The organism is Candidatus Thiodubiliella endoseptemdiera, from assembly GCF_964212635.1.
Taxonomy (GTDB): domain Bacteria; phylum Pseudomonadota; class Gammaproteobacteria; order PS1; family Pseudothioglobaceae; genus Thiodubiliella; species Thiodubiliella endoseptemdiera.
Genome location: NZ_OZ156463.1, coordinates 1,663,118 through 1,687,632, shown reverse-complemented (window position 1 = coordinate 1,687,632; position 24,515 = coordinate 1,663,118). Strand labels below are relative to the sequence as shown.

The following is a 24,515-nucleotide window of genomic DNA, read 5'->3' as shown; positions in this document are numbered from 1 at the left end:
GTCTAAATTTTATTTTTCTCAATAACTGCATAAGCTGAATGGTTATGAATAGATTCAAAATTTTCTGATTCTAAACGGTAGTAATCAATACTGTCATTCGCATTCAAGCCGACCGCGATATCACGCACTAAATCTTCAACAAAAGCAGGATTGTCATAAGCTCTCTCGGTCACAATTTTTTCGTCATCTCGTTTTAAAATCGCATACAACTCACACGATGCTTGCGCTTCTGCCAAATCAATTAAATCCTCTATCTGCAAAGTTTTACCCTTTGCAATTCTCGCTTTAATAGTAATATGTGAACGCTGATTATGCGCACCATATTTAGAAATACTCTTTGAACATGGGCAAAGACTGGTCACTGGCACCACAACCTTCGCCATCACTTCGGTCACACCTTGATTTAAAATACCATACAAAGTTACCTGATAATCCATCAACGATTCTACACCCGAAGACGGGGCTTTTTTGTTGCGGAAAAATGGGAAATCAACTGTTACATATGCATTATCTGCATCTAATTTTGCCTGTACTTTATCAATAATCTGACCAAAATTACCACAGTTAAATTCACAAGACCCTGTATTTAAAATCTCAATAAAACGCGACATATGCGTGCCTTTCACATGCTCTGGCAAGGTTACCGTCATGGTCCAATTACCCACCGTTGGATTTTTATTGCCAGCACGGTCAATATAAGTCATCGGGTGTGAAATATCCTTGATGCCTACTTTATCAATAACGATTTGTCGAGTGTCTGCATTATTTTGTGTATCGGGTAAATTACATATGCTCATTTATCTTGGCTCCGAATAGGTAACAGATGCTCTGGGCGTTTCCCAAATAATTACTTCGCAAACACGGACATCTTGATTATTAATTAATTTTGCAACTTCTTGATACATATATTTTGCAATATTTTCAGCAGTTGGATTGAGTTTATCAAAAGGCGTAATCTCATTCAAATATTGATGATCCAATCTTTTAACCACTGCTTTGGTTTGTTTTTTGATTTCGCGAAAATCAATCGCAATGCCGTTCACATCAAGCTCCTGCGCCTCAATAGACATCTCAACCCCCCAGTTATGGCCATGCAAGCGTGCACAATCACCAGGATAGTTTCGTAAGGAATGGGCTGCACCGAAATCGGTAACAATTTTTAAGACGAACATAGTAATTCGGAAAAATTGGAAAGGCGTTATTATACCAACTACTGATACAGTATTACACTTTGAATTACTAGAGACCTTTGCATAAATAGGGATGATTAGCAAAATGACAGATTTTATTAAATTGGAAATTTTTTAAATCCACTCCTAGCAGGGCTAAGGGTGTTTTTAAAAAGTTTGTAATTTGATGAAAGATGGCGTTTTGATGATTATTCATATTTATGCAAAGGTCTCTAATACTATAATCCAAAAATTAGATTTAGGCTTAAGTATAGATTTAGGATCAGACGCAACCACACTCGTGCCGACATCTATCGGAGCGGTTTTCAGTTTGTCCTTTGCTTTGTTATTTCCTTGTTTTGCCGATTTTGAATACCATTTAATAGCCTGTTGATAATCTTCTAAAACACCCTGCCCAACTTCGTACATATACCCCACATCGTATTGTGCTTCAATATGCCCTTGTTCTGCTACTTTTTTATACCATTTTAAAGCCTGATTATCATCTGTACGAATGTCATGCACAGAATCATTAGCACTTCTGCCTTCATATATACGCCCCAAATTATATTGTGCGTTAGCGTTTCCTTGTTCTGCAAGGGCTTTTGTTTGAAAAAAATCTAAAGCTACAGTTGAAAAACTAAGCCCTAGAAGAAATGTTAATAAAAATGTCTTATTTTTTTTAATCAACTGCTTCAATTTTAGAAAGGTTTTGATAACCTTTTGGTAGTAAATTACCGCGTCTTGCACGGGTACCAATATAGTTGGTAAGGTCTTGGAATTTGATGGTTAGGTGGCGTTTTCCTGCAGTAACTTTTAGATTTTGAGTTGCCAATAGGATACAGATGCTGACGACAAATTCTGTACCATCTTTCATTTCTTTTGATGGGATTTGAATGAGTTTGTTGCCTTTGCCTTTAGATAAAATTGGTAATTCAGCCACTGGAAACACTAATAAACGCCCACGATTAGTGGTTACGGCGATAAATTGATTATCTAAATCATCAACATTAATGACAGGCATTACTTTAGAAACACCAGGCAATGATAAGGAAGTTTTACCTGCTTTTTTCTTAGATAATAAATCGCCAATAGTGGCAATAAAACCATAACCTGCACTAGAAGCCAACAAAATATGTTGCTCATCATCACCCATAACCACATCAACAAATTCAGCGCCCATCGGTGGAGTCAATCGACCAGTAAGTGGCTCACCTTGCCCTCTGGCACTTGGTAAAGAGTTTGCACTTAATGAATAAGAACGCCCTGTTGAATCTAAGAAAATTGCATTTTTATTGCTACGACCTTTGGCACTGGTTGAGTAGCCGTCGCCTGATTTGTAATTTAGGGCGCTAGAGTCAATATCGTGCCCTTTGGCACTACGAACCCAACCCTTATCGCTCAATACTACCGTAACATTTTCAGCAGGCATCATATCATCCTCGCTGAAGGCTTGAGATTGTATAGAACTCGGCTTAATACTTGATCGTCTTTTGTCGCCGAACTCTTTAACAATGACCCTTAATTCATTTTTAATGTAAGTTTTTAGTCGGGCTTCACTTGATAATAATAAGTCTAATTTTTCTTTTTCAGCGACTAATTCCTCTTGTTCACTTTGAATTTTCATCTCTTCTAATTTGGCAAGATGACGCAGTTTTAATTCCAAAATTGCTTCGGCTTGGATTTCGCTTAACTTAAAACGAGCAATCAATATTGACTTGGGTTTATCATTTTCTCGAATAATGGCAATCACTTCATCGATATTCAAAAAGGCAATTAATAAACCTTCTAAGATGTGCAACCTTGCCAAAATTTTATCCAAACGGTGGTCTAGGCGATTGGTAACCACTTGCGTGCGATAGGTGAGCCATTCTTTCAGCATTGGGATGAGTGGTTTAACCTGTGGTTTACCGTCCAAACCAATCACATTCATATTGACGCGGTAATTTTTTTCCAAATCAGTAGTGGCAAATAAATGCGACATTAACGCATCAGTATCTACACGATTTGACCTTGGAACAATCACAATCCGAGTTGGATTTTCGTGGTCGGATTCATCACGAATATCCTCCACTAATGGCAATTTCTTCTTACGCATTTGGTCGGCAATCTGAGTGATAACTTTAGAGCCAGAAGTTTGATATGGTAAGGTTTCAACAACAATTTCACCCTTTTCTTTTTGGTAAGTGGCACGCATTTTAACGCTACCATGCCCTGTTGCATAAATCTGTTTAATATCCGCTTCACTTGAAACAATATCCGCAGCAGTTGGATAATCAGGTGCGGGCATAATTTGCATAATTTCATCTAACTCAGCTGATGGTTTATCCAGCAATTGAATACAAGCATTCACCACTTCGGTCAAATTATGCGGTGGCACATCGGTCGCCATACCCACGGCAATACCTGAAGTTCCATTCAATAAAAGATTGGGGATTTTTGCTGGCAATTGCTTCGGCTCTTGCAAAGAACCATCAAAATTATCCGCCCATTCCACTGTGCCTTGATTGATTTCCGAGAGCAATAAATCCGCATAACGAGATAATTTGCTTTCGGTATAACGCATCGCCGCAAACGATTTTGGGTCATCAGGTGCACCCCAATTCCCTTGCCCATCAATAAACGGATAACGATACGAAAACGGCTGTGCCATTAACACCATCGCCTCATAACAGGCACTATCGCCGTGCGGATGAAATTTACCCAAAACATCACCAACAGTTCGAGCAGATTTTTTAAATTTAGCCGTTGATTTAAGCCCCAATTCACTCATCGCATAAACAATACGGCGTTGAACAGGCTTTAGCCCATCGCCCACAAACGGCAATGCACGGTCAAGAATGACATACATCGAATAATCAAGATAAGCGCGTTCACTAAATTCAGCGACACTTTGTTGTTCAAGGTTGATTTGGCTCATTTTTCCCTAATTTTTCCCTAAAGGAATACATAAAAGTTCGGATTATTTTAACCGAATTGCTAAACGCTTTAATTGAAAGTGTAAAGTTTTCTAACTTTTCTAACATTGTTGAGTAAACAGATAATTAACTTAATCGCCCTACATATTGTCAATACATTTTACCAAAAAACATTTATTCATCAATAAGGGGATACAAAGTTTGTTATTTAAATACAAGAAAGGTTAACCTTTTGTCGCTTCATGTTTAGTGTGAAGATCATTTTTTTTAAAAATGCTCCAAAATTATTAAGAGTTATACGACTCTTTCCTAAATATTACAAGAGTCCTTTGCATAAATAGGGATGATTAGCAAAATGACAGATTTTATTAAATTGGAAATTTTTTAAATCCACTCCTAGCAGGGCTAAGGGTGTTTTTAAAAAGTTTGTAATTTGATGAAAGATGGCGTTTTGATGATTATTCATATTTATGCAAAGGTCTCAATATATTTAAATTATGCTAATTACCATCAAAAAAATTATCTTTATTGGGTTCTTTATCTTAAGTACGCCATCTATAGCCCAAAAAATTACAACGATTAAAATGCCTTCGGGAGAAGATATAGAGCTTAGAATTTTTCCTGCAAAAGGAAATGTTTTGCTACTAGGGTTTCCATGTGATTTCGACAAAAGTAAAAACGAAGAATCCGTTGCCAAATCTTTATCTGAAGATGGCTTAGAAGTATGGATGCCAGACATATTAAGCACTTATATGCTGCCAAAAGTGCGTAGTAGTTATGCAAAAATAAAGAATGAAGACTTAGTTCGTATTGTCCAAAAAGCTATAAAAACAGGCAAAGATATTTATTTGATTGCTTCTGGGGCTGGCACACAACTAGCATTACGCGCCGCAGCAAAATGGCATGAAAAATATCAAAATTCTGACGGTTTAAAGGGGTTAATATTATTATTTCCTCGGCTTAATAGTGCTGAGCCTATACCTGGCGTTAAGCCAAAATATGTTAGTGCGGTTGGTACAACTAAAAAACCAATTATGATATTAGAAGGTGGCAGAACCCCAAATAAATGGGGGCTTAAACATTTAAGTATGAAATTAAGTGCAGGTGGCAGTAAAGTTATTTCCAAAGTTATACCCGATATTCGAGGATATTTTTTTAAACGCAAAGACCCAAACAGAACTGAAGATATGGTTACTTCAGAACTATCTGGTTTAATCAAAGTGAGTCTATTTTACTTACAAAAAGGAATTTTAGAATGAATAAAATATTCTTGGCATTATTACTTATAATTACGCTAAACACAAACGCAGTAGAGCTTAAAAAATACACGGGATTAATTAAAAAACCCACTATTTCCCTGCCAGATTTAAATGGCAAAATACATACCTTGTCCCAATATAAAGGGAATATAGTTTTAGTGCAATTTTGGGCAACTTATTGCCCGCCTTGTATCAAGGAGATGCCCTCCATGAATAGTTTACAAAGTAAGCTCAAGAAAGCAGATATACCTTTTAAAATCTTAGCCATTAATATGGCAGAAAGTAAAGCCGAAGTTGAAAAATTTGTAAAAATTGTTAATCCAGAATTTACTATATTAATGAACGAAGACGGCTCTAGTATTCAACAATGGCAAGTATTTGCAGCACCTTCAAATTTCTTGATTAACAAACAAGGTGAAATTATTTATACTTTATTTGGCGGTGTTGAATGGAATTCTAAAGAAATTGTTAAAAAGATAACACAACTCTCAAAATTCTAAAAACCTATTTAAAATCTTCGGTAGTAATACACGAACAAAATAAATTTCTATCACCATATACATTATCAATACGCTTCACAGGCGGGAAGTATTTATTTGCCACTAGCGACTCAACTGGATATAACGCCTGCGTTCTGGTGTAAGGATAATTCCATTCCCCTGACATCTCATGTGCAGTGTGTGGTGCATTTTTCAATGGGTTATTTTCTCTATCCCATTTGCCAGAAATTACATTTTGAATTTCATTATAAATACTAACCATTGCGGTGATAAATCTGTCTATTTCTCGCTTTGATTCACTCTCCGTTGGCTCAATCATCAGCGTGCCTGAGACGGGAAATGACATCGTTGGCGAATGAAAACCGTAGTCCATCAAACGCTTGGCAATGTCTTCTTCAGTGATACCACTCTCATCTTTCAGAGGGCGGATGTCAATAATACATTCATGTGCTACCATACCTTGATCACCTCGATAGAGAATTGGGAAATGGTCTTTGAGTTCGGTGGCAATATAATTGGCGCTGACAATAGCAATTTCGGTTGAACGCTGCATGCCGTGCTTGCCTAATAATTTAATATAACTCCAAGAAATGGGCAAGATTGAGGCAGAACCATACATCGCTGCCGAAACGGCGTTTGAATCTTTAACCAACGGGTCTCCTGGTAAGAATTGTGCCAAATGTGCTTTTACGCCAATAGGCCCCATACCCGGACCGCCACCGCCATGCGGAATGGCAAAAGTTTTGTGTAAATTAATGTGCGACACATCAGCACCAAACTCACCCATACGAGTAAGACCCACCATTGCATTTAGGTTAGCACCATCTAAATAAACTTGCCCGCCTCTGGTGTGAATAATGTCACATATTTTTTGTATTTGAACTTCAAATACGCCATGTGTTGATGGATAAGTTACCATAATTGCAGCAAGATTATCGGCGTGTTTTTGGGCTTTTTCTTGCAAATCATCTACGGAAATATTGCCTGATTCATCACATTTTACAATCACCACTTTCATCCCTGCCATCACGGCACTTGCGGGGTTTGTGCCATGTGCTGAGGAAGGGATTAAGCAAATATTACGATGTGCATCACCACGAGACTGGTGATACGCATGAATCGCAAGTAGCCCTGCAAATTCACCTTGAGAGCCTGCATTTGGCTGTAATGATACTGCATCATAGCCTGTTATCTCACACAGAGCGTGCTCCAAATCTTTGAATAATTGCTGATAGCCTTGTGTTTGCGTTGCGGGTGCATAAGGGTGTAATTTTGAAAACCCTGGCAATGAAATCGGATACATTTGCGTAGCGGCATTGAGTTTCATAGTACAAGAGCCTAGTGCAATCATTGAGTGATTAAGGGCAATATCCTTGTTTTCCAAGCGCTTTAAATAACGCATCATTTCTGTTTCCGAGTGGTGCAAACTAAAGACTGGATGAGTCAAAAACACGCTTTCCCGCACTTGCCCATGACAAGGTTCGACCTTGTCAAAGCATGACAAGGTCGAACCTTGTCCAAAAGAACCTTGTCCAAAAATAGCTAACAAGGATTTTAAATCTTCTGTGGTAGTGGTTTCATCCATTGCAATCGTTAGTTGATTATCATTCAACAAACGCAAATTGATATTTTTTTCTTGTGCCTGTTTAAATAGTGCTTGTGCTTTATCAGTGTTAATCGTAATTGTATCAAAAAACTGTGTACTTGCTAATTCAAAGCCCGCATCGCTCAAACTTTTTGCCAATGTTGCCGCCTTTAAATGCACCTTAGTCGCAATATTTTTCAGCCCTTTTGCACCGTGATAAATACCGTACGCCGCCGCTAACACTGCTAACAAAACCTGCGCCGTACAAATATTACTGGTGGCTTTATCACGACGAATATGCTGCTCACGGGTTTGCAAAGACATCCGCATTGCCAAGTTACCAAGTGTGTCTTGAGACACACCAATAATACGCCCTGGCACCATGCGTTTAAATTCATCACGGGTGGCTAAAAACGCAGCATGAGGACCGCCGAAACCCATTGGCACACCGAAACGCTGAGAGTTGCCAATAGCAATATCTGCACCCATCTCAGCTGGGGTTTTAAGTAAAGTCAGTGCTAAAAGATCACAAGCAACAATGGTTAATACATTTTGCATTTTGGCTTTTGCAATATCAGCGCTCAAATCACGCACTTCGCCATTTGTGCCTGGTGATTGTAACAAAGTAGCGAAACAATCAGAAAAATCATCGCCCTGGATATCTGCCACTACTAACTCAATGCCGAGTGGCTTGGCACGCGTTTGTAAAATCGTAATGGTTTGCGGATGAGTGTTTCTGTCGATTAAAAACCGATTAGATTTGTTTTTACGATTAACGCGTTTTGCCATCATCATCGCTTCCGCCGCAGCTGTCGGTTCATCTAACAATGACGCATTAGAAATATCCATCCCCGTCAAATCTATAATCATCTGCTGAAAATTGAGCAGCATCTCCAAACGCCCCTGCGAAATCTCCGCCTGATAAGGCGTATAAGCCGTGTACCAGCCTGGATTTTCTAAAATATTTCGCTGAATAACAGTCGGTATCAAAGTCCCGTAATATCCCTGCCCAATAAAATTAGTTGCAATCGTATTTTGATTCGCCAGTTCAGTCGCCAATGCCAGTGTATCCCGTTCACTTATGCCCTCATCAATCGCCATACGATTACCGAATAAAATACTCTCTGGCACAGTTTTAGACACAACATCAGCAACCGATTTTTGTTCGATAATAGTTAACATTGAAACAATATCCACTTCACTGGGTCCAATGTGTCTATCTAAAAAGTCGCTCATAAATAAGGATGTGTATAAAAATTTAAAGCATGAATTTTAATCTTAAATGAAAAAAAATACCACTTAAAAATATAGGGTTTATTAACTGGTTTAAGAAAAAAATAAAATACCATTATAGTAGTTTAAAGGTAAATATTTATTACCTACTGAGACCTTTGCATAAATAGGGATGATTAGCAAAATGACAGATTTTATTAAATTGGAAATTTTTTAAATCCACTCCTAGCAGGGCTAAGGGTGTTTTTAAAAAGTTTGTAATTTGATGAAAGATGGCGTTTTGATGATTATTCATATTTATGCAAAGGTCTCCTACTATCAAATAAAAAATTACAGATATTAAAAATTAATTAAATATAAATACCAATCAATCTATATAATAATAATAAAAAGACAAGAATAAATTATGTTTGGATTTGGTGAAAAAATAGCGGGTTATGATATCCTCGTTTTTAATGAGCGAGAGGTTCGAGCGGCAGCGGGAATTGTATTTTTCTTTGCATTCATGGCTTTTTTGAATGGATTTTTGACAGGCAATAATGAACCAACTAAGTTAATGGTAACAGTGTTTTTGTTTGATTTCTTTATTCGTGTTTTTGTCAATCCAAAATATTCGCCGTCAATGGTGGTGGGGCGTTGGATAGTAAATAATCAAATGCCAGAGTATGTTGGTGCACCACAAAAAAAATGGGCGTGGAGATTTGGATTTTTCTTAGCACTGATAATGTTTTATTTGGTGGTGTTGAATGATGTGCGTGGTATGGTGAATATTCTGACTTGTGCGTTGTGCTTGGGTTTGTTGTTTTTTGAATCGGTATTTGGAATTTGCGTGGGTTGCAAGGTTTATAATGCTTATCACAAGGGCGGTGCAAAACATTGCCCAGGTGAATCATGTGATTTGGCGAGAAGTCGACTGCCAATTCAAAATTTGAATGTGGTACAAAAAGTAATTTTTATGTTGTCAATATTGACATTGCTATATTTAATGTTCGGTGATATTGTTGATTTTTTACTTAAAGAGACCTTTGCATAAATAGGGATGATTAGCAAAATGACAGATTTTATTAAATTGGAAATTTTTTAAATCCACTCCTAGCAGGGCTAAGGGTGTTTTTAAAAAGTTTGTAATTTGATGAAAGGTGGCGTATTATTCATATTTATGCAAAGGTCTCTTAAAGGATAAATATGAAAAATATAAAAATTTTATGGACAATTATTGTGGCGCTCGGACTCATTGTGTTTGGTGCTGGGTATCAACTTATAACGGGTTCCACGGTGGTATCCTCGGATGGGCGAACGGCAATTGTTCTCACTAAGAATGAGCGTAATTTTGTATTGGGTGAAATGCGGGGATTGTTGGGACATATGCAACAGTTGGTCGCGGCGGCGGCGGATCGGGATATAGATAAAACGATTGCCATTGCAAAAAGGTTGAATAGCGATTCACAAGGTGAGAAGCAAGTCGGTATTATTGCTAAAACACCATTGAATTTTAAAAAAATTACAGCCAATATTCATTCGCAATTTGGCAAACTTTATGAAGATTCTGTAAAAAAAAGAGATGTGAATCATTCGCTTAAACAGGTGTCCATGATTATGCAAAATTGCATTGCTTGTCATGGCGCTTACACGATAATAGAAGAACAAAAATAAAGGAGGAAGTGTGAAAAATTTAAAAAAAATATTAACTTTATTGACATTGGTAGCGAGTTTTTCAGCAATGGCATTGCTTGGTTTTGGTGACAATAATGCATCTAAGAATAAAAACAAGGTGGCAAAAGACTGTGAAGTTCCCGCATTCGCAAAAGCCATTGGTCATAAAGATCAATGGCTTTTACACAACGGTTGTCCACCAGAAAAAAAGGCTAATAAAGATAAAGGCGCTGAAATTAAAGACGCTAAATAATCTGGCAAGCCTCGTCAAAATCAAGACGGGGCGAGCGTGGAAATATTTTACTGGCATCGCCATAGCCGATGCCACAAATGAAAATAGATTTGGTTTTCCCATCAGGGAAAAATGCAGTGTCTAAAGTAGACGCATTAAAGCCACCCATTGGACCACAGTCTAAGCCTATTGAGCGAGCTGCCAGCATAAAATAAGCGCCTTGCAAAGTGGCATTCATTAAACCAACTTCTTTGATTTTGTCAGGTTTACCTTCGTACCAACCTTTAGCATCAGTATGCGGAAATAACTTGTCGAGTTTTTCATAAAATTCAGTATCATAACTAATGATTGCTACCGCAGGTGCAGTCATAGCTTTATCCACATTGCCTTCGTCGAGATGAGCTTTAAGCTTGGCTTTTACTTCATCTGAACGCACAAAAGTAATACGAGCAGGGCAAGTGTTAGCAGCGGTTGGACCGAACTTCATTAAATGGTAAAGCTGGTGAATTTGTTCATTTGAAATGTCTTTGTTTAGCCACGCATTATGGCTTCTCGCCTCTGTAAATAAAATGTCCATTGTGTTCTTGTCAAGCATTATAATATCCTATATTATGTTTTTATAAAAAATCAGAATGTTAGATTATATATTTTTTGACACAGTACTCGCAAGAAAATTTAAAGACCACTTAACAAAAGTGGGCATAGAATTTCAAACTGAAAAAGACGATGATTTTGGCTCGGTGCAAGGTGAAATTGTATCTATTACCGATGAAACCAGTGATGAAATATTGGACAAATTACAAACACTGTATGATGAGTTGCAAGAAGAAATGGAACAAATATTAGAACAAGGCGGTGATGGCTTATCAATGAACGCCGCAGGTATGGAAGTGCAACTCAAAAACGGCAGCATGTGTACGCTACGAGTTGAACCAGCGATTGTTACACGGATTTTAACGGTGTTAGAATTTGATGAGTTGCAAGCATTTATTGATAATATTGCCAAAAGTGTTGAAGAACCTGATGATGGGCATTTTTGCCACAATATAAACAAGGATTAACGATGAAAAAAATTACAATTATTGGTGCGGGTTTTGCGGGTTTAACGGCAGTTAGAACGCTGAGAAAATTAGATAAAACAGTGGAAATTACGCTAATTTCTCCGAAGGCAGAATTGGTTTATATGCCGAGTTTAATTTGGGTGCCATCGGACGCAGTTAGCAAAAAAGATATTATTGTGCCATTGGATAATTTCTTTAAGCGAATGAATGTTCGCCATGTGACTCATAAAGTAGTAAATTTGGAAAATAATGGTAGAACTGTTATGCTTGATAATGGTGCACGAGTAGATAATGATGCGTTAATTATTGCGTCAGGCGGGTGTTTTATTAAAAAATTACCGGGTATTGATATTGCCATCACCCCTTGCGAAGGTTTGAGTGCTGCCGAGCAGATACGCGACAAAGTTAAGGCGATGAACGGGGGCAATATCGCTATTGGCTTTGCAGGCAATCCGAAAGAACCAAGTGCAATGCGTGGTGGACCGATGTTTGAATTTTTATTCGGTTTAGACACACAACTTCGCAAAGAAAAACGACGCGATAAGTTCAATTTAACTTTCTTTACTCCTGCGGAAAAACCCGGTGCTAGATTAGGAGAAAAAGCTGTTGATGGCTTATTGGGCGAGATGAAAAAGCGTAACATTACAACCCATCTTGGCAATAAAATAAAAGAATTTACCGATGAAAAAGTGATTACTGAAGGCGGTGAATTTGATGCTGATTTAATTCTATTTATGCCAGGAATGACAGGCAATCAATGGTTTGGCAATACTGAACTTGAACTCAGTGAAGGTGGATTGCTCAAAGCCAATAAATTCTGTCAAACTTCGCTTAAAAAAGTTTTTGTTGCAGGTGATTCAGGCTCTTTTCCTGGTCCAGAATGGATGCCAAAACAAGCACATATGGCAGATTTACAAGCCGAAGCTGCTGCTAAAAATGTCTTAGAATTATTAAATGGCGAGATTGCGAGTCACACCTTCAAAATTGAATTAATGTGCATTGTTGATTCAAATAATAAAGGAATATATATCTCACGCACAGAAAAAGGTGGGTTGATGCTGCCGAATTGTCGCCTATTGCACATTGCCAAAAAAGTATTCGGCTGGTGGTATTTGCGTCAATATCGTTAAGGAGATATTATGTCAGATTGTCTATTTTGTAAAATCATCGCAGGTGATATTCCTGCCGAAAAAATTTACGAAGATGACGATGTATTCGCCTTCCACGATATCGGCGCACAAGCACCGCATCATTTTTTAGTCATTCCCAAAAAACACATTGCCACGCTAAACGATACAGATGACACCACTTTAATCGGCAAACTTATCTTAACTGCCAGTAAAATTACCAAAGATTTAGGCTTTGCAGAAGACGGTTACCGTGTCGTTATGAACTGTAACGAACAAGGTGGACAGACGATTTATCATATTCATCTACACTGTTTGGGTGGTAGAAATTTAACTTGGCCGCCAGGTTAAAAATTTCAACACCATTTTATTCGTTACATTTTTCAAATTTAGTAGTGGGGTTTAACTACCGCGAATATTTGTATGTATTTGATTTTCTATATTGGCGTGGAGTTAGCGGTGGTTGGTAAAAACCCCAAAAACCTAGTTTTTTAGATTTAGCGGTAGTTTCCTCTTGCTTATAGACATCTCCATAAGCAAATGCCATCCCTGCCTCTACCATTGCTTTGGCGATGTCGGTGTTACCTTTGTATAGCTGAATTAAAACGCGTTTATAATACCCGATAGCAATTGGGGTGACGGCAACTCTGCCATCTGTATTGGTAAGTAGCCTTTTTAAATAGCCTTTGGCTAATCGTCCGCAGTCAATATTGTTGCCTTGGATTTTTTGACAAGGTTGGGTGATTTCTGGGGTATCGATGTTAGCAATACGCATTTGCAAACTGACGCTATCGCCATCAACAATATATAGAGTTTTTTCACTGTCTAAAACAAAGTTTTCGATATCTGCAAAGGCGTTGCTGGCTAATAAAATGCAAAAAATAAATAATCTCATATAAAGCAATAACTCGGTAAAATAAATTATTTTATAAGATGTTGAACGCAGCGTGAGTGCTTTAAAAAAAATACAATTTGATAGCGATGGATTGATCCCAGCGATTGCTCAGGATTTTGCTACTGGAAAAATTTTGATGTTTGCATGGATGAATGCGGAGTCTTTGGCATTGACGATTGAAAAGCAACAGGCGGTATACTATTCTCGCTCACGCAAAAAGTTGTGGTTTAAGGGTGAAGAGTCGGGACACACGCAATTGATTAAAGAAATTTTCACCGATTGTGATAATGATGTTATCCTGCTCAAAGTAGAGCAAACTGGTGGTATCGCTTGTCATACAGGGAGAAAATCTTGTTTTTTTCAAAAATTAGAGCATAATAATTGGATTGCTGTTGAACCTGTGTTAAAAGATCCAAAGGATATTTATGGATAATATTTTAAAACAATTAGAAGATATATTAGAACAACGCAAAAGTACTGACGCAGATAGCTCTTATGTCGCCTCTCTATATGAAAAAGGCACAGATGAAATCTTAAAAAAGATTGGCGAAGAGTCTGCCGAAGTGATTATGGCAACTAAAGATGATGACAAAGATAAAATCATTTATGAAGTGGCAGATTTATGGTTTCACACATTGGTATTATTACGCCACAAAGACATTAAAATGGATAAAATAGAAGCAGAGTTATCCAGACGATTTGGTTTATCAGGTTTAACAGAAAAAGCCAATCGTAACAAATAAATTTACAGGAGAGAAATTATGATGCCAGGACCATTTGAATTGATTATTATTTTGGTGATTGTTTTATTGCTATTTGGCGGTAAGCGCTTAAAAAACATTGGTGGTGACTTGGGTGGTGCTATCAAGGGTTTTAAGAAATCAATGAAAGAAAGTGAAAGTGATGATAAAAATACCGTCATTGACGCCAAAGTCGTAGAAAAAGAAGAAGTTAAATAACCTCGCCTTATGTTTGATATTGGTTTTTGGGAATTCGCCTTAATTGGTATCATCACTTTGATTATAGTTGGTCCTGAAAGAATGCCAGGAATTGCTCGCACTGCGGGTCGTTATATTGGTAAAGGTAAGCGCTTTGTTGCCAAAATTCAAGAAGATATTGGTGAAGAATTAGAAGCCGACAAACTCAAAGAACATCTTAATTTAAAAGACAACGATTCTAATATCCTTGAAATCTTTGATGAGGCCAAAGACACTCTTGATAACATCAAAAACGATGTTAATAAAAAATTATGACCAATAAAGAAATGACATTGGTTCAACATTTGATTGAACTGCGTGATATTCTGTTACGCTCAAGCATTGCAATTTTAGTGATTTTTATTAGTCTATTCCCTTTTGCTAATGAGGTTTATGCTTCTATCGCAGCACCAATTATCGATGTATTGCCGACGGGTTCTAATATTATTGCTATCGGCGTTATTTCACCATTTTTAACCCCGCTCAAAATGGCACTTATTATTGCGGTTTATTTAGCAATGCCTTATTTACTCTATCAAATTTGGTCATTTATTGCCCCTGCACTTTATAAACACGAAAAGCGAATGATTATGCCACTGGTGGTTTCTTCTACCCTTTTGTTTTATGCGGGATTATTGTTCTCATTTTATGTTGTATTCCCTGTTATTTTTGGATTTTTATCCAGTATTGGCCCAAGTGTGGTGGACTTTACCCCAGATATTCAATATTATTTAGATTTTGTGCTTAAAGTATCATTTGCTTTTGGGGTAGCATTTGAGGTGCCGATTGCCACTATCTTAATCATTATGTTTAATATGACCACGATTGAAAAACTCAAAAAAAATCGCCCTTATGTGGTGATTGGTGCGTTTGTATTAGGGATGTTATTGACGCCACCTGATATTATTTCACAAACACTGATTGCCATCCCTATGTGGTTATTATTTGAAGCAGGATTAATTTTTGCACCTATGTTCAAACGCCAAGAATCAGCCTATTCTGAAGACGATACAGACCCTGATAATTCTCCTATCATGGATAAAAAAAAGAAAAAAGAATCAACCAGTCCTGATGAAGTTAGGGGAGAAAGGGAAGAGGAGGAAGAATGGGACGATTGGAGTGAGAAAGAGTGGGGAAAAATTGAAGACGACTTTAAAAAATTAGATAAAGAAGACGAAGAAGATCAGTCTAATAACTCAAAAGCGTGAATCACGCTCTCAGCCACATCAACAATGCGTTTATTTTTATCCATTGCCATCTTGCGTAAAGCTTGATAAGCCTCATTTTCAGTAATATCTTTGTGTTTCATCAGTAAACCCTTGGCCTTCTCAACCGCCTTGCGTTCTGACAACTGGTTACGAGTCGCATCTAATTCATCTTTAAGTGCCTGAAACTCTCTAAACCTTGCCATTGCCACATCAATGATAGGTTGCACGCGATTCTCTTCCAGTCCATCAACGATATAAGCATTAACACCAGATTTAATTGCCGAGCTTGCCATTTCAGAATTAGATTCTTCAGTAAACATAACAATCGGTTTGGGCTTGGTTTTGTTAATGTCGGTGAGATTGGCAAACACTTCACTATCAGGAATATCAGCATTCAAAATCACCACATCTGCATGCGTCATTTCATTACTGTTTTGCAAGTGTGCACTACTGTCCATACGGCAAATAACCTCGTGCCCCTGATCTTGTAAAGCACGACGCAACATCGCCGAACGACCTGTGTTTTCGTCAACTAGAATAATTTTAAGTGCTGTGTTCATAAAAAGTGCATTATACTGCTTTTTAGACGAAAAAACCCCCCCAATGAAGGGGGTTAAAATTCATACGAATTAAGGGGTTAGAAAGATTTGCTAATACTAAATACTGTATTTTTTTCATCAAGCGTGTTATAAGAAGCAGAAGAATCACTATCTGAAACCATAGTAAACCCTAATGTATAATCTAAACCCGCATAAGATTTACCAAAGCTAAGTCCGTAAGTCATGTAATCACTACTATCGCCTGACACGGCTTCAGAGTATTTACCAGCTGTTACAGATACATCTATATCACTGATATTAACGCCATAGCTACCTTCAATATAATCACCTACTTTGAGAGATTTCTTGCCATCGCCTTTGTAATAAGTTAAGCCAAAGTCACCATAAGAAGCGCCAACATAAACTTCATCAAAATTCAAAGGGTTGCTAGCTGCATCCTTCGAATAACGATAAGCAATATAACCAACCTCATAACCAATATTCCCTGCTTCACCTGAATAAGAGCCATAGTAATCAAATTCAGAGCCATCTGCCACATTAGAGCCCCAGATACCAGCAGCAAAACCGCTTTTATGTGTATAGTCAAAACCACCTTGAATGGTTTCTTTGTCATTAGATTGAGTCTTACCACGCCAAATGTAATCATTGGCAATAGTTATATTGGCACTAATCGGAGACGCTACCTCTTCAGCGGCAAATGACGCTGAGCCAAGAGTTGAAGTTAGACACAATGCTAGCAATAGTTTTTTTGTTGTATTTTTCATAATTTTTTCCTTATTTATAATTTTAATTTTGTCAAAAGCAAAATTACTTTTGACTTGTTTTATTATGCTGAGACCTTTGCATAAATATGAATAATCATCAAAACGCCATCTTTCATCAAATTACAAACTTTTTAAAAACACCCTTAGCCCTGCTAGGAGTGGATTTAAAAAATTTCCAATTTAATAAAATCTGTCATTTTGCTAATCATCCCTATTTATGCAAAGGTCTCATGCTATTTAAAAAATAGCATTACTTAGTTGTGAATTCTGGATAAGCATGTAAACCACATTCCGATAGGTCAACCCCTTCCGCCTCTTCTTCTTCCGATACTCGAACACCCATAACCGCTTTAATTATTAGCCAAAGTGCTAATGAGGTGCCGAATACCCAAATAAAGATGGTTGCTGCACCGAGTAATTGACCTGAAAATGACACAGACTCATTGGTCAATGGCACGGCTAATAAGCCCCATAAACCCACCACACCATGTACAGAAATCGCACCGACTGGATCATCAATTTTAAAGATACTGTCCAATGCTGAGATTGAGAATACAACGATAACACCACCAACAGCACCGATAAGCGTCGCTTCTAAGGCACTCGGCGTATCAGGACCCGCAGTAATCGCAACCAAACCTGCCAATGCACCGTTGAGTGCCATTGTTAAGTCTGCTTTGCCCCATAGAATTTTAACCAATAGCAAGGCTGCAATCACACCACCAGCGGCGGCGGCATTAGTATTTAAAAACACCATTGCCACAGCGTTAGCACTTTCTTTACTTGCCATTGCTAATACGGAGCCACCATTAAAACCGAACCAACCCATCCATAAAATGAATGTGCCCAAAGTTGCCATTGGCATATTCGCCCCTGGAATCGCATTTGATGAGCCATCTTTATTGTATTTTCCTCGACGCGCACCCAGCACAATCACACCGGCTAATGCCGCCGCTGCACCTGCCATATGCACAATGCCTGAGCCTGCGAAGTCAGAAAAACCGTAGTCGCCCAGTGTAAACAAGCCGAATACTGCTTCACTATTCCAAGTCCAAGCACCTTCCATTGGATAAATGACAGCTGTAAATATCACGGCAAAAACGAAAAATGAAAATAACTTCATTCTTTCTGCTACTGCACCCGAAACAATTGACATCGCTGTTGCGACAAACACCACCTGGAAGAAGAAATCAGAAGGTTTGGCGTAAGTAGCGTCTTTCGCAACTGTCTCAATTCCTTCTAACATAACGCCACCGCCATACATTAAGTCATAGCCATAAATCATATAGGTGGTGCAAGCAATCGCAAACAAACCTATATTTTTAGTTAATATTTCCGTCGTATTTTTACTGCGAACCAAGCCTGCTTCTAACATTGAGAAACCTGCTGCCATCCACATTACCAAAGCACCCATTACTAAAAAGTAAAAGGTATCAAGAGCAAATTGCATTTCTATAATTGCATTTTCCATATCGCCTCCTTATAATGCTACTTCGCCAGTTTCACCCGTTCTAATACGGACAACCTGCTCTAAATTACTCACAAAAATCTTGCCATCGCCAATTTTACCTGTGCCATCAGATTTTGCTGATTTACTGATAATTTCAATCACACTATCGACTTGATCAGCTGAGATTGCAATTTCTAATTTAACTTTAGGTAAAAAATCTACCGTATATTCTGCACCCCGATAAAGTTCTGTATGTCCTTTTTGACGGCCAAAACCTTTTACCTCTGTTGCCGTAATTCCTGAAACACCTACTTCAGAAAGGGCTTCTCTTACTTCATCAAGCTTAAAAGGCTTGATAATTGCTGTTATCATTTTCATGTAACTTCCTCCTAAAAAGGGTTTTCTGCTTAACTGCAACCCCCCATAAACAAAAAAAAAGCCAGCAACCTAACTAACGCAAAAATACGCAAGTTGGATTACTGGCTTCTATACCGTTCCTCTCGTTCCTCTCGTTCCCTCTTTGAAACTGACGAAAAAAATGCTTATTTAAATTCCTTTCAAGAAAAGAATCTAAATAAACATCTATGTTTTGTGTTAATTTTCCATCGTTGGAGAATAACTGTTGACCATTATAACTTAAAAAACAACGCCGTCAATATTTAATTTTTTATCATGGTTAAATATTCTACTTCAGTCAATACTTTAACATCAAATTTTTCTGCCGCTTCAATTTTTTTCTGTCCGACTTTTTCGCCAATTACTAAATAATCAGTTTTTGCACTGATGCTACTTACTACTTTAATGCCAATTGACTTAGCATATTTTTTCATTTCCTCTCGTGAGTTACTCATTTTTCCTGTGAAAATAATTTTTTTGTCAGCAAGTGTGTGACTAAAGTCTGTCAAATCTTTCTTTAAAGAGGTAATTTCTAAATTAAATTTTTGCTCAAATAATAAGTCAAATTCAGATTTTATAGTAGCAAATCCATCAATAATTGCCTGTGCAGTCAGTTCGGCAAAGCCTTCAATCTCTACTATTTTCTTAACTGTTAACGCAAAAACTTCTATCAATGAACATACACTCAGTAAGTTTTCGCAATTACCCATTCCCAATCTAGGCACACCAAAGGCAGCTAAAAAACGCCAATCTTCAATTTTTTCAGACTTTGACCTGTCTAATTGCCTAATAAGATTGGCGCTGGTTTTTTCACCAAAACCCATTACGGTTAAATCACCAATGGTTAAATTATAAATTTGTGAAATTTTGCGAATGTCATTTTCGTATAATTTTTTAATCGTGGCAATACCAAAGCCATCATTATTTGCCAATATCTTAAAAAAATACTCCATTCTTCCTATCACTTGTGCGGGACATACTGCGTGATTATTACACATTAAAAAATCAGATTCCCATTCTAATTTTTGACCGCAACTTGGGCAATTTTCCGGAATATCAGTCGGTGCTGATTTTAAGACTTGATTGATTTTAGGAATTACTAAACCTGAACGGGTTAATTCAATAATAGAGCCTCCACCCAATCCTTGTGCTTTAACCAAACCGTAATTATGCCCTGTGGCACGATAAATCGTCGCACCACTGAGTAAAGTCGGCTCTAATTCTGCCACTGGGGTAATTTTGCCTGTGCGTCCAACTTGCGGGGTCACCGACAGCACCTTTACTTCGGCTTTGTCAATATTTTCTTTAAAGGCAATCTGCCAACGATGAAATTTTCGATTAGCCCCCATCTGCTCTTTTAAATCTTCATTGATTGTTTCAAAAACAATGCCGTCCACATCAAAATCTATCTCATTTAAGGTGATTTGTGCAATTGTTTCAAATTGCGCTACCAACTCATCTATACTGCCTAGCCAAACAGGTAATTGACTAAAAGGCACAAATAAAGCGGCTTTATCTGCAATCGCTTGTTTTGCTAATTCATCCAATTCTTTTTCTTTAATCAGACTTGCTTGAAAGTTGCGTGGGTATTCAAAATCCTTAGATAAATGCGACTCAAAATAACTTTGTTTAACCACGATTTCACCTGCACCCTGCCCGCGTCCAGTATCATTGTAAACTTGCAGTCCTCGCTCAAAAACACGGCTAATATCACTACCTTTTTTACCATCTCCTCGAGTGTAAAGTCTGGTGCCGTCATCATAACCTGCAAAGCCGTCTAATTTTGGTGTGGCTTTTATTTGAATATCACTGACTGGTAAATAAATTTCGGTGGCAGCTTTTTTTAATCGCTCTATCCACTTGCTGATTTCTTCCCAAGTGTATGCTTTATCTGTTGAAAGCATCACTGCTGGCAATAAAACTTTCTCTTCAGAAAACCCTCGTCCTTCAGGTTCTATCGATTGAAATAGTGGATGGCTTGGTAAGCGTTTTTTAAGGGCGGCAAGATAGATAAAATCGTAATCTTTATCGCTGATAATCGGCTCACCTGCTCGGTAAGCGAGATTGGCCGCTTGACAAAACTGCACTAAATCATCATCAGACAAATCATCCAACAAGATTTTCTGCTGAATAATTTGCTTAACAATCGTTGATGACAGTGCCACCCCTTTACTTTAAAACTGTTTAGCTATTTTGCCTAACAATTCATAACTAAAGTCAATAGTGGCTTGTTCGTTTTTCTCAGTCAGGTCATTAAAATATACTTCTGTGGTTTCACTATCCACCTGTCTAACAACAATTTGATATGATTTTTTAATCGCGTCATCGCCAAACAAGAGTGAGAAAACACCCTTGTCTTTTTCTTTAGCTACATTGACGTAAAAACTACCTTCTTTCACATCTTTGTCTTCAACATCAATATTTAATTGATCAAGTGCCCAACCTATATTCTCCCAAGTGTCGTATTTACTTAAAGAAAATTGAAGTTTTGCATAGCCACCAATACCGTCAACTAATTTTACATTTGATTGCTTTTTCTTTTTAGCCGCTGCAATTTGCTCCCTTGCTTTTGCATGGTCGCCACCTAAATAAATCATAAAACGGTAAAGCATTTCAGTCTCTAATGACGCATCTTTAGGGCGAACTTGCCAAATGGTATTTTCACTATCGCCACCTTCGTTAGTAATAACTTCCTCCATAGAATTAAGCGTCAAATGAACTTCTGTCTTCTTGCCATCAGCAATAGGCTCCATTCTTATTCTATATTTATCCACAATTGGCAATGCATATCTTGCTTTAATTGCCTTTCTCAACATTGAACGAATTAAACCGATAGATTGGTCGGGAATTTCAGGACGATTTTCTAAAAAATCCGTTTCCATTACGCCAATTTTTTTATTGGTTTTTTTAATCGAAAAACCATGTGATTTAAAGAAAGATCTTGCTAAGTTCCACACTATCTCTGGTTTTTTATCAACCACCAACCAACGAATTTGCCCTACTTTTTTAATTTCAACGCTGGAAGGGGTAGTTAACACTTTTGATACTTTATTTCCAATAGAATCATTTTTAGAGAAACTAATCGTATCTTCTTCAATATTTTTCACATACTCACTTAACTTGAACGCATTCTGAGAACTCGGCTTAGTTAAATCCGGTGGTATTTCTAAAGAAGTAACCGTTTTATTTGAATAATATTGAATGTCTCTTGCGCCAAGTCCATCTTTAGCTTTTTGCTTTGCTTCGTTAAATGAAAAACATCCTGCTACAGAAAAAGCAAGTAAGGTTACTGTTACTATTTTGATCATATTGTCACTCCTAAGTTAACTAAATCTTGCTCTAATACCACACGAGCCTCTTGTGATAATTTCGTCAAGGGTAAGCGAATACCGCTTTCACATTTCCCCATTTTATACATCACCCATTTCACAGGAATTGGGCTTGATTCTATAAATAAATGTTGGTGCAAATTATATAAGTTTGCATCAATGCCTTGTGCACTTTTTTTATCACCTTCAAAAGCCAATTGATACGCACTTGATACTTCTACTGGTACCACATTACAAGTAACTGAAATACCGCCATGACCGCCCATTAAAATAAATTCAACCGCAGTAGCGTCATCACCGCTATACAATAAAAAATCGTCTGGGCATTCATTAATCAACTCCTGAGCGACCGATAAATCACCTGTCGCATCTTTCATACCAATAATGTTGTCAATCGCCGACAAACGCACCGCCGTCTCTACCGACAAATCAACTGCCGTTCTACTTGGCACATTATATAAAATTTGGTCAATATCAACTGCGGCTGCAATCGCCTTATAATGCTGATACAATCCTTCCTGCGTTGGTCTGTTGTAATACGGTGTTACCAATAAACACGCATCTGCACCTATATCTTTAGCAGCCTGCGTCAGTTCAATCGCTTCAGAAGTGGAATTGGCGCCTGTGCCTGCAATAACAGGAATACGCCCCTTAGCAAACTCAACGGTTTTTTGCATTACTTTAATATGTTCAGGCTGATTTAGCGTTGCACTCTCGCCTGTCGTTCCCATAGAAACAATGGCTTTTGTGCCGCTCTCAATATGAAACTCAATCAAACCCGCAAGGGCATCAAAATCCACCGAGCCGTCTTCCAACATTGGGGTAATTAGGGCGACTATTGCGCCTGTTAATGGGTGTTTAATTCGCATTGCGTTATTATATATAAACTACTCACCTTTTTAGACTAATTAAATAAGACCTTTACAAGTTATAGCCTACTTCCTCATGCGAAGTGATATCTAACCCTTGTTGCTCTTCCTCTGCACTCACTCTCAAACCAGTAATCATACCCACCACTTTAAGAATAATATAAGTCGCAACCGCTGTATAAGAAAAAGTTGCCACCACGCCGATAAACTGCACGCTCAACTGCGAACTGATGGTCATCCCTTCCGCCAACCCCTGTCCGCTAAACAAACCCAATTCACTCGAAGCAAAAACACCCGCCATCATCGTGCCCAAAATACCGCCAACACCGTGCACTGGAAACACATCCAACGAATCGTCAATTTTCCATTTTTGCTTAATGATAATCACCGCATTAAAACAAACAATTCCCGCAATAAAACCAATTACCAACGCACCTGCAGGACCCACAAAGCCTGAGGCTGGTGTAATCGTGCCTAATCCAGCCACCATACCTGTTACTGTGCCTAACGCCGTCGGCTTGCCAAATTTAACCCACTCATAAATCATCCAAGTCATCGCCGCCGTGGCTGCTGAAATATGCGTGACCAACATTGCCATCGCCGCATCGCCATTCGCTGCTAATGCCGAACCGCCATTAAAACCAAACCAACCGACCCAAAGCATGCCTGCCCCTGTAACCACCATCGTCATATTATGAGGCGGCATCGGCGTCTTTAAAAAACCTTTACGCGGACCTAAAACAATCGCCGCTACTAACGCACCAACCCCTGCAGTGATATGCACAACCGTACCGCCAGCAAAATCCAATAAACCCATCTCCTGTAACCAACCGCCACCCCATACCCAATGAGTAACAGGTGCATAAACCACAATCAGCCAAATCGCACTAAATAACAACACAGCGGAAAACTTCATCCTTTCAGCAAAACCACCAATAATCAAAGCAGGTGTAATAATTGCAAAAGTCATCTGAAATAAAGCAAACAAACTCTCAGGAATATCGCCACTCAACGAGCCTTCAAGCACACCTGACAACATAAACTTAGACAAACTACCAAAATACGCATTCCCCTCAGCAAAAGCGATTGAATATCCTGCCACCAACCATAAAACTGAAACAATCCCCGCAATAGCAAAACACTGCATCAATATCGACAAGATATTTTTACTACGAACCAATCCACCATAAAACAACGCCAGACCTGGTAGTGTCATAAACAACACCAGCGCCGTCGAAGTTAAAATCCACGAAGTATTAGCACTATCTAAATTCTCCGCAAAGACACCCATAGGCAATAACGCCAATACTATTAATAATCTTTTCATTTT

32 protein-coding genes are annotated in these 24,515 nt (G+C 38.1%); 14 read left to right on the top strand and 18 right to left on the bottom strand.

Annotation, left to right across the window (positions count from 1 at the left end; translation table 11 throughout):
• Window positions 1-2: 2 nt before the first annotated feature.
• The 6 genes from folE2 to AB8525_RS09065 form a co-directional block, all read right to left on the bottom strand.
• Window positions 3-797: a GTP cyclohydrolase FolE2 gene (folE2, locus tag AB8525_RS09090; protein ID WP_369177507.1), complete on the bottom strand. Its 795-nt coding sequence runs from the start codon at window positions 795-797 to the stop codon at window positions 3-5.
• Window positions 798-1,172 carry a 6-carboxytetrahydropterin synthase QueD gene (gene queD / locus AB8525_RS09085; protein ID WP_369151123.1) on the bottom strand — a complete coding sequence of 125 codons (375 nt, stop codon included), beginning with the start codon at window positions 1,170-1,172 and terminating at the stop codon, window positions 798-800.
• A gap of 67 nt (window positions 1,173-1,239) precedes the next feature.
• Window positions 1,240-1,386: a hypothetical protein gene (locus tag AB8525_RS09080; RefSeq protein ID WP_369149988.1), complete on the bottom strand. Its 147-nt coding sequence runs from the start codon at window positions 1,384-1,386 to the stop codon at window positions 1,240-1,242.
• 2 nt (window positions 1,387-1,388) lie between these two features.
• Window positions 1,389-1,859, bottom strand: coding sequence for a tetratricopeptide repeat protein (locus AB8525_RS09075; protein WP_369177505.1), 471 nt, complete (start codon window positions 1,857-1,859; stop codon window positions 1,389-1,391).
• A complete protein-coding gene (gene parC / locus AB8525_RS09070; RefSeq protein WP_369177503.1) occupies window positions 1,852-4,089 on the bottom strand; it encodes a DNA topoisomerase IV subunit A in 2,238 nt (745 codons plus the stop codon). The genes AB8525_RS09075 and parC overlap by 8 nt, the downstream gene beginning before the upstream one ends.
• A gap of 314 nt (window positions 4,090-4,403) precedes the next feature.
• On the bottom strand, window positions 4,404-4,553 hold the full coding sequence (locus AB8525_RS09065; RefSeq protein ID WP_369150108.1) for a hypothetical protein: 150 nt from the start codon (window positions 4,551-4,553) through the stop codon (window positions 4,404-4,406).
• Window positions 4,554-4,584: 31 nt separating this feature from the next.
• Between AB8525_RS09065 and AB8525_RS09060 the strand changes: the two genes are divergently transcribed.
• Both AB8525_RS09060 and AB8525_RS09055 read left to right on the top strand, forming a co-directional pair.
• The gene (locus tag AB8525_RS09060) at window positions 4,585-5,346 is read left to right on the top strand and encodes a hypothetical protein (RefSeq protein WP_369151119.1); all 762 of its coding nucleotides are present in this window, start codon (window positions 4,585-4,587) and stop codon (window positions 5,344-5,346) included.
• A complete protein-coding gene (locus tag AB8525_RS09055; protein WP_369177501.1) occupies window positions 5,343-5,846 on the top strand; it encodes a peroxiredoxin family protein in 504 nt (167 codons plus the stop codon). The genes AB8525_RS09060 and AB8525_RS09055 overlap by 4 nt, the downstream gene beginning before the upstream one ends.
• Before the next feature lie 4 nt (window positions 5,847-5,850).
• On the opposite strand, the gene gcvP is transcribed toward AB8525_RS09055, so the two are convergent.
• Together gcvP and AB8525_RS09045 are read right to left on the bottom strand one after the other, a co-directional pair.
• Window positions 5,851-8,667 carry an aminomethyl-transferring glycine dehydrogenase gene (gcvP, locus tag AB8525_RS09050; RefSeq protein ID WP_369177499.1) on the bottom strand — a complete coding sequence of 939 codons (2,817 nt, stop codon included), beginning with the start codon at window positions 8,665-8,667 and terminating at the stop codon, window positions 5,851-5,853.
• Window positions 8,668-8,806: 139 nt separating this feature from the next.
• A complete protein-coding gene (locus tag AB8525_RS09045) occupies window positions 8,807-8,959 on the bottom strand; it encodes a hypothetical protein (RefSeq protein ID WP_369151115.1) in 153 nt (50 codons plus the stop codon).
• A 111-nt stretch (window positions 8,960-9,070) separates the two neighbouring features.
• Here AB8525_RS09045 and AB8525_RS09040 point away from each other — a divergent pair, with 111 nt between their 5' ends.
• The 3 genes from AB8525_RS09040 (at window position 9,071) to AB8525_RS09030 (ending at window position 10,570) form a co-directional block, all read left to right on the top strand.
• The gene (locus tag AB8525_RS09040) at window positions 9,071-9,697 is read left to right on the top strand and encodes a DUF4395 domain-containing protein (protein ID WP_369177497.1); all 627 of its coding nucleotides are present in this window, start codon (window positions 9,071-9,073) and stop codon (window positions 9,695-9,697) included.
• Between the two features lie 152 nt (window positions 9,698-9,849).
• A complete protein-coding gene (locus AB8525_RS09035) occupies window positions 9,850-10,317 on the top strand; it encodes a hypothetical protein (protein WP_369177495.1) in 468 nt (155 codons plus the stop codon).
• A 10-nt stretch (window positions 10,318-10,327) separates the two neighbouring features.
• Window positions 10,328-10,570: a hypothetical protein gene (locus tag AB8525_RS09030; RefSeq protein ID WP_369151109.1), complete on the top strand. Its 243-nt coding sequence runs from the start codon at window positions 10,328-10,330 to the stop codon at window positions 10,568-10,570.
• On the opposite strand, the gene AB8525_RS09025 is transcribed toward AB8525_RS09030, so the two are convergent.
• Window positions 10,563-11,144: a malonic semialdehyde reductase gene (locus tag AB8525_RS09025; RefSeq protein WP_369151108.1), complete on the bottom strand. Its 582-nt coding sequence runs from the start codon at window positions 11,142-11,144 to the stop codon at window positions 10,563-10,565. The two genes, AB8525_RS09030 and AB8525_RS09025, sit on opposite strands and share 8 nt — an antisense overlap.
• A gap of 100 nt (window positions 11,145-11,244) precedes the next feature.
• Here AB8525_RS09025 and AB8525_RS09020 point away from each other — a divergent pair, with 100 nt between their 5' ends.
• The 3 genes from AB8525_RS09020 to AB8525_RS09010 are packed head-to-tail and all read left to right on the top strand — an operon-like array spanning window position 11,245 to window position 13,088.
• The gene (locus AB8525_RS09020; RefSeq protein ID WP_369177493.1) at window positions 11,245-11,610 is read left to right on the top strand and encodes a hypothetical protein; all 366 of its coding nucleotides are present in this window, start codon (window positions 11,245-11,247) and stop codon (window positions 11,608-11,610) included.
• A 2-nt stretch (window positions 11,611-11,612) separates the two neighbouring features.
• On the top strand, window positions 11,613-12,740 hold the full coding sequence (locus AB8525_RS09015) for an NAD(P)/FAD-dependent oxidoreductase (protein WP_369177491.1): 1,128 nt from the start codon (window positions 11,613-11,615) through the stop codon (window positions 12,738-12,740).
• A gap of 9 nt (window positions 12,741-12,749) precedes the next feature.
• Window positions 12,750-13,088, top strand: coding sequence for a histidine triad nucleotide-binding protein (locus AB8525_RS09010; protein ID WP_369177490.1), 339 nt, complete (start codon window positions 12,750-12,752; stop codon window positions 13,086-13,088).
• Window positions 13,089-13,143: 55 nt separating this feature from the next.
• On the opposite strand, the gene AB8525_RS09005 is transcribed toward AB8525_RS09010, so the two are convergent.
• Window positions 13,144-13,632, bottom strand: coding sequence for a thermonuclease family protein (locus tag AB8525_RS09005; protein WP_369177489.1), 489 nt, complete (start codon window positions 13,630-13,632; stop codon window positions 13,144-13,146).
• Between the two features lie 52 nt (window positions 13,633-13,684).
• Between AB8525_RS09005 and hisI the strand changes: the two genes are divergently transcribed.
• Genes hisI through tatC form a run of 5 tightly spaced genes read left to right on the top strand, consistent with a single transcriptional unit; the run spans window position 13,685 to window position 15,817 of the window.
• On the top strand, window positions 13,685-14,065 hold the full coding sequence (gene hisI / locus AB8525_RS09000; protein WP_369177487.1) for a phosphoribosyl-AMP cyclohydrolase: 381 nt from the start codon (window positions 13,685-13,687) through the stop codon (window positions 14,063-14,065).
• Window positions 14,058-14,375, top strand: a complete 318-nt coding sequence (locus AB8525_RS08995) for a phosphoribosyl-ATP diphosphatase (RefSeq protein ID WP_369177485.1) — start codon at window positions 14,058-14,060, stop codon at window positions 14,373-14,375. The genes hisI and AB8525_RS08995 overlap by 8 nt, the downstream gene beginning before the upstream one ends.
• A gap of 18 nt (window positions 14,376-14,393) precedes the next feature.
• Window positions 14,394-14,591, top strand: coding sequence for a twin-arginine translocase TatA/TatE family subunit (gene tatA / locus AB8525_RS08990; RefSeq protein WP_369151093.1), 198 nt, complete (start codon window positions 14,394-14,396; stop codon window positions 14,589-14,591).
• Window positions 14,592-14,600: 9 nt separating this feature from the next.
• A complete protein-coding gene (tatB, locus tag AB8525_RS08985; protein WP_369177483.1) occupies window positions 14,601-14,885 on the top strand; it encodes a Sec-independent protein translocase protein TatB in 285 nt (94 codons plus the stop codon).
• An 11-nt stretch (window positions 14,886-14,896) separates the two neighbouring features.
• Window positions 14,897-15,817 (top strand): twin-arginine translocase subunit TatC, encoded by a 921-nt coding sequence (gene tatC, locus AB8525_RS08980; protein ID WP_369177481.1) that lies wholly within the window; start codon window positions 14,897-14,899, stop codon window positions 15,815-15,817.
• Here tatC and AB8525_RS08975 read toward each other — a convergent pair.
• Entirely contained in the window at window positions 15,793-16,377 is a 585-nt protein-coding gene (locus tag AB8525_RS08975) for an ANTAR domain-containing response regulator (protein ID WP_369151086.1), read from the bottom strand. The two genes, tatC and AB8525_RS08975, sit on opposite strands and share 25 nt — an antisense overlap.
• Window positions 16,378-16,454: 77 nt before the next feature.
• A complete protein-coding gene (locus AB8525_RS08970) occupies window positions 16,455-17,141 on the bottom strand; it encodes a TorF family putative porin (RefSeq protein ID WP_369151084.1) in 687 nt (228 codons plus the stop codon).
• 86 nt (window positions 17,142-17,227) lie between these two features.
• Here AB8525_RS08970 and AB8525_RS08965 point away from each other — a divergent pair, with 86 nt between their 5' ends.
• Complete coding sequence (locus tag AB8525_RS08965; RefSeq protein ID WP_369151082.1) at window positions 17,228-17,389, top strand: hypothetical protein; 162 nt, start codon at window positions 17,228-17,230, stop codon at window positions 17,387-17,389.
• 2 nt (window positions 17,390-17,391) lie between these two features.
• On the opposite strand, the gene AB8525_RS08960 is transcribed toward AB8525_RS08965, so the two are convergent.
• The 6 genes from AB8525_RS08960 to AB8525_RS08935 all read right to left on the bottom strand — a co-directional run bounded on the left by AB8525_RS08960 (window position 17,392) and on the right by AB8525_RS08935 (window position 24,512).
• Window positions 17,392-18,612, bottom strand: a complete 1,221-nt coding sequence (locus AB8525_RS08960) for an ammonium transporter (RefSeq protein ID WP_369177479.1) — start codon at window positions 18,610-18,612, stop codon at window positions 17,392-17,394.
• Between the two features lie 9 nt (window positions 18,613-18,621).
• Window positions 18,622-18,969: a P-II family nitrogen regulator gene (locus AB8525_RS08955; RefSeq protein WP_369151079.1), complete on the bottom strand. Its 348-nt coding sequence runs from the start codon at window positions 18,967-18,969 to the stop codon at window positions 18,622-18,624.
• Window positions 18,970-19,250: 281 nt separating this feature from the next.
• Entirely contained in the window at window positions 19,251-21,152 is a 1,902-nt protein-coding gene (locus tag AB8525_RS08950) for a helix-hairpin-helix domain-containing protein (protein WP_369177477.1), read from the bottom strand.
• Between the two features lie 9 nt (window positions 21,153-21,161).
• The gene (bamC, locus tag AB8525_RS08945; RefSeq protein ID WP_369177475.1) at window positions 21,162-22,295 is read right to left on the bottom strand and encodes an outer membrane protein assembly factor BamC; all 1,134 of its coding nucleotides are present in this window, start codon (window positions 22,293-22,295) and stop codon (window positions 21,162-21,164) included.
• Entirely contained in the window at window positions 22,292-23,185 is an 894-nt protein-coding gene (gene dapA, locus AB8525_RS08940) for a 4-hydroxy-tetrahydrodipicolinate synthase (protein WP_369177473.1), read from the bottom strand. Before dapA ends, bamC begins: the two co-directional genes overlap by 4 nt.
• A 52-nt stretch (window positions 23,186-23,237) precedes the next feature.
• Entirely contained in the window at window positions 23,238-24,512 is a 1,275-nt protein-coding gene (locus AB8525_RS08935; protein ID WP_369151071.1) for an ammonium transporter, read from the bottom strand.
• Between the last annotated feature and the right edge of the window lie 3 nt (window positions 24,513-24,515).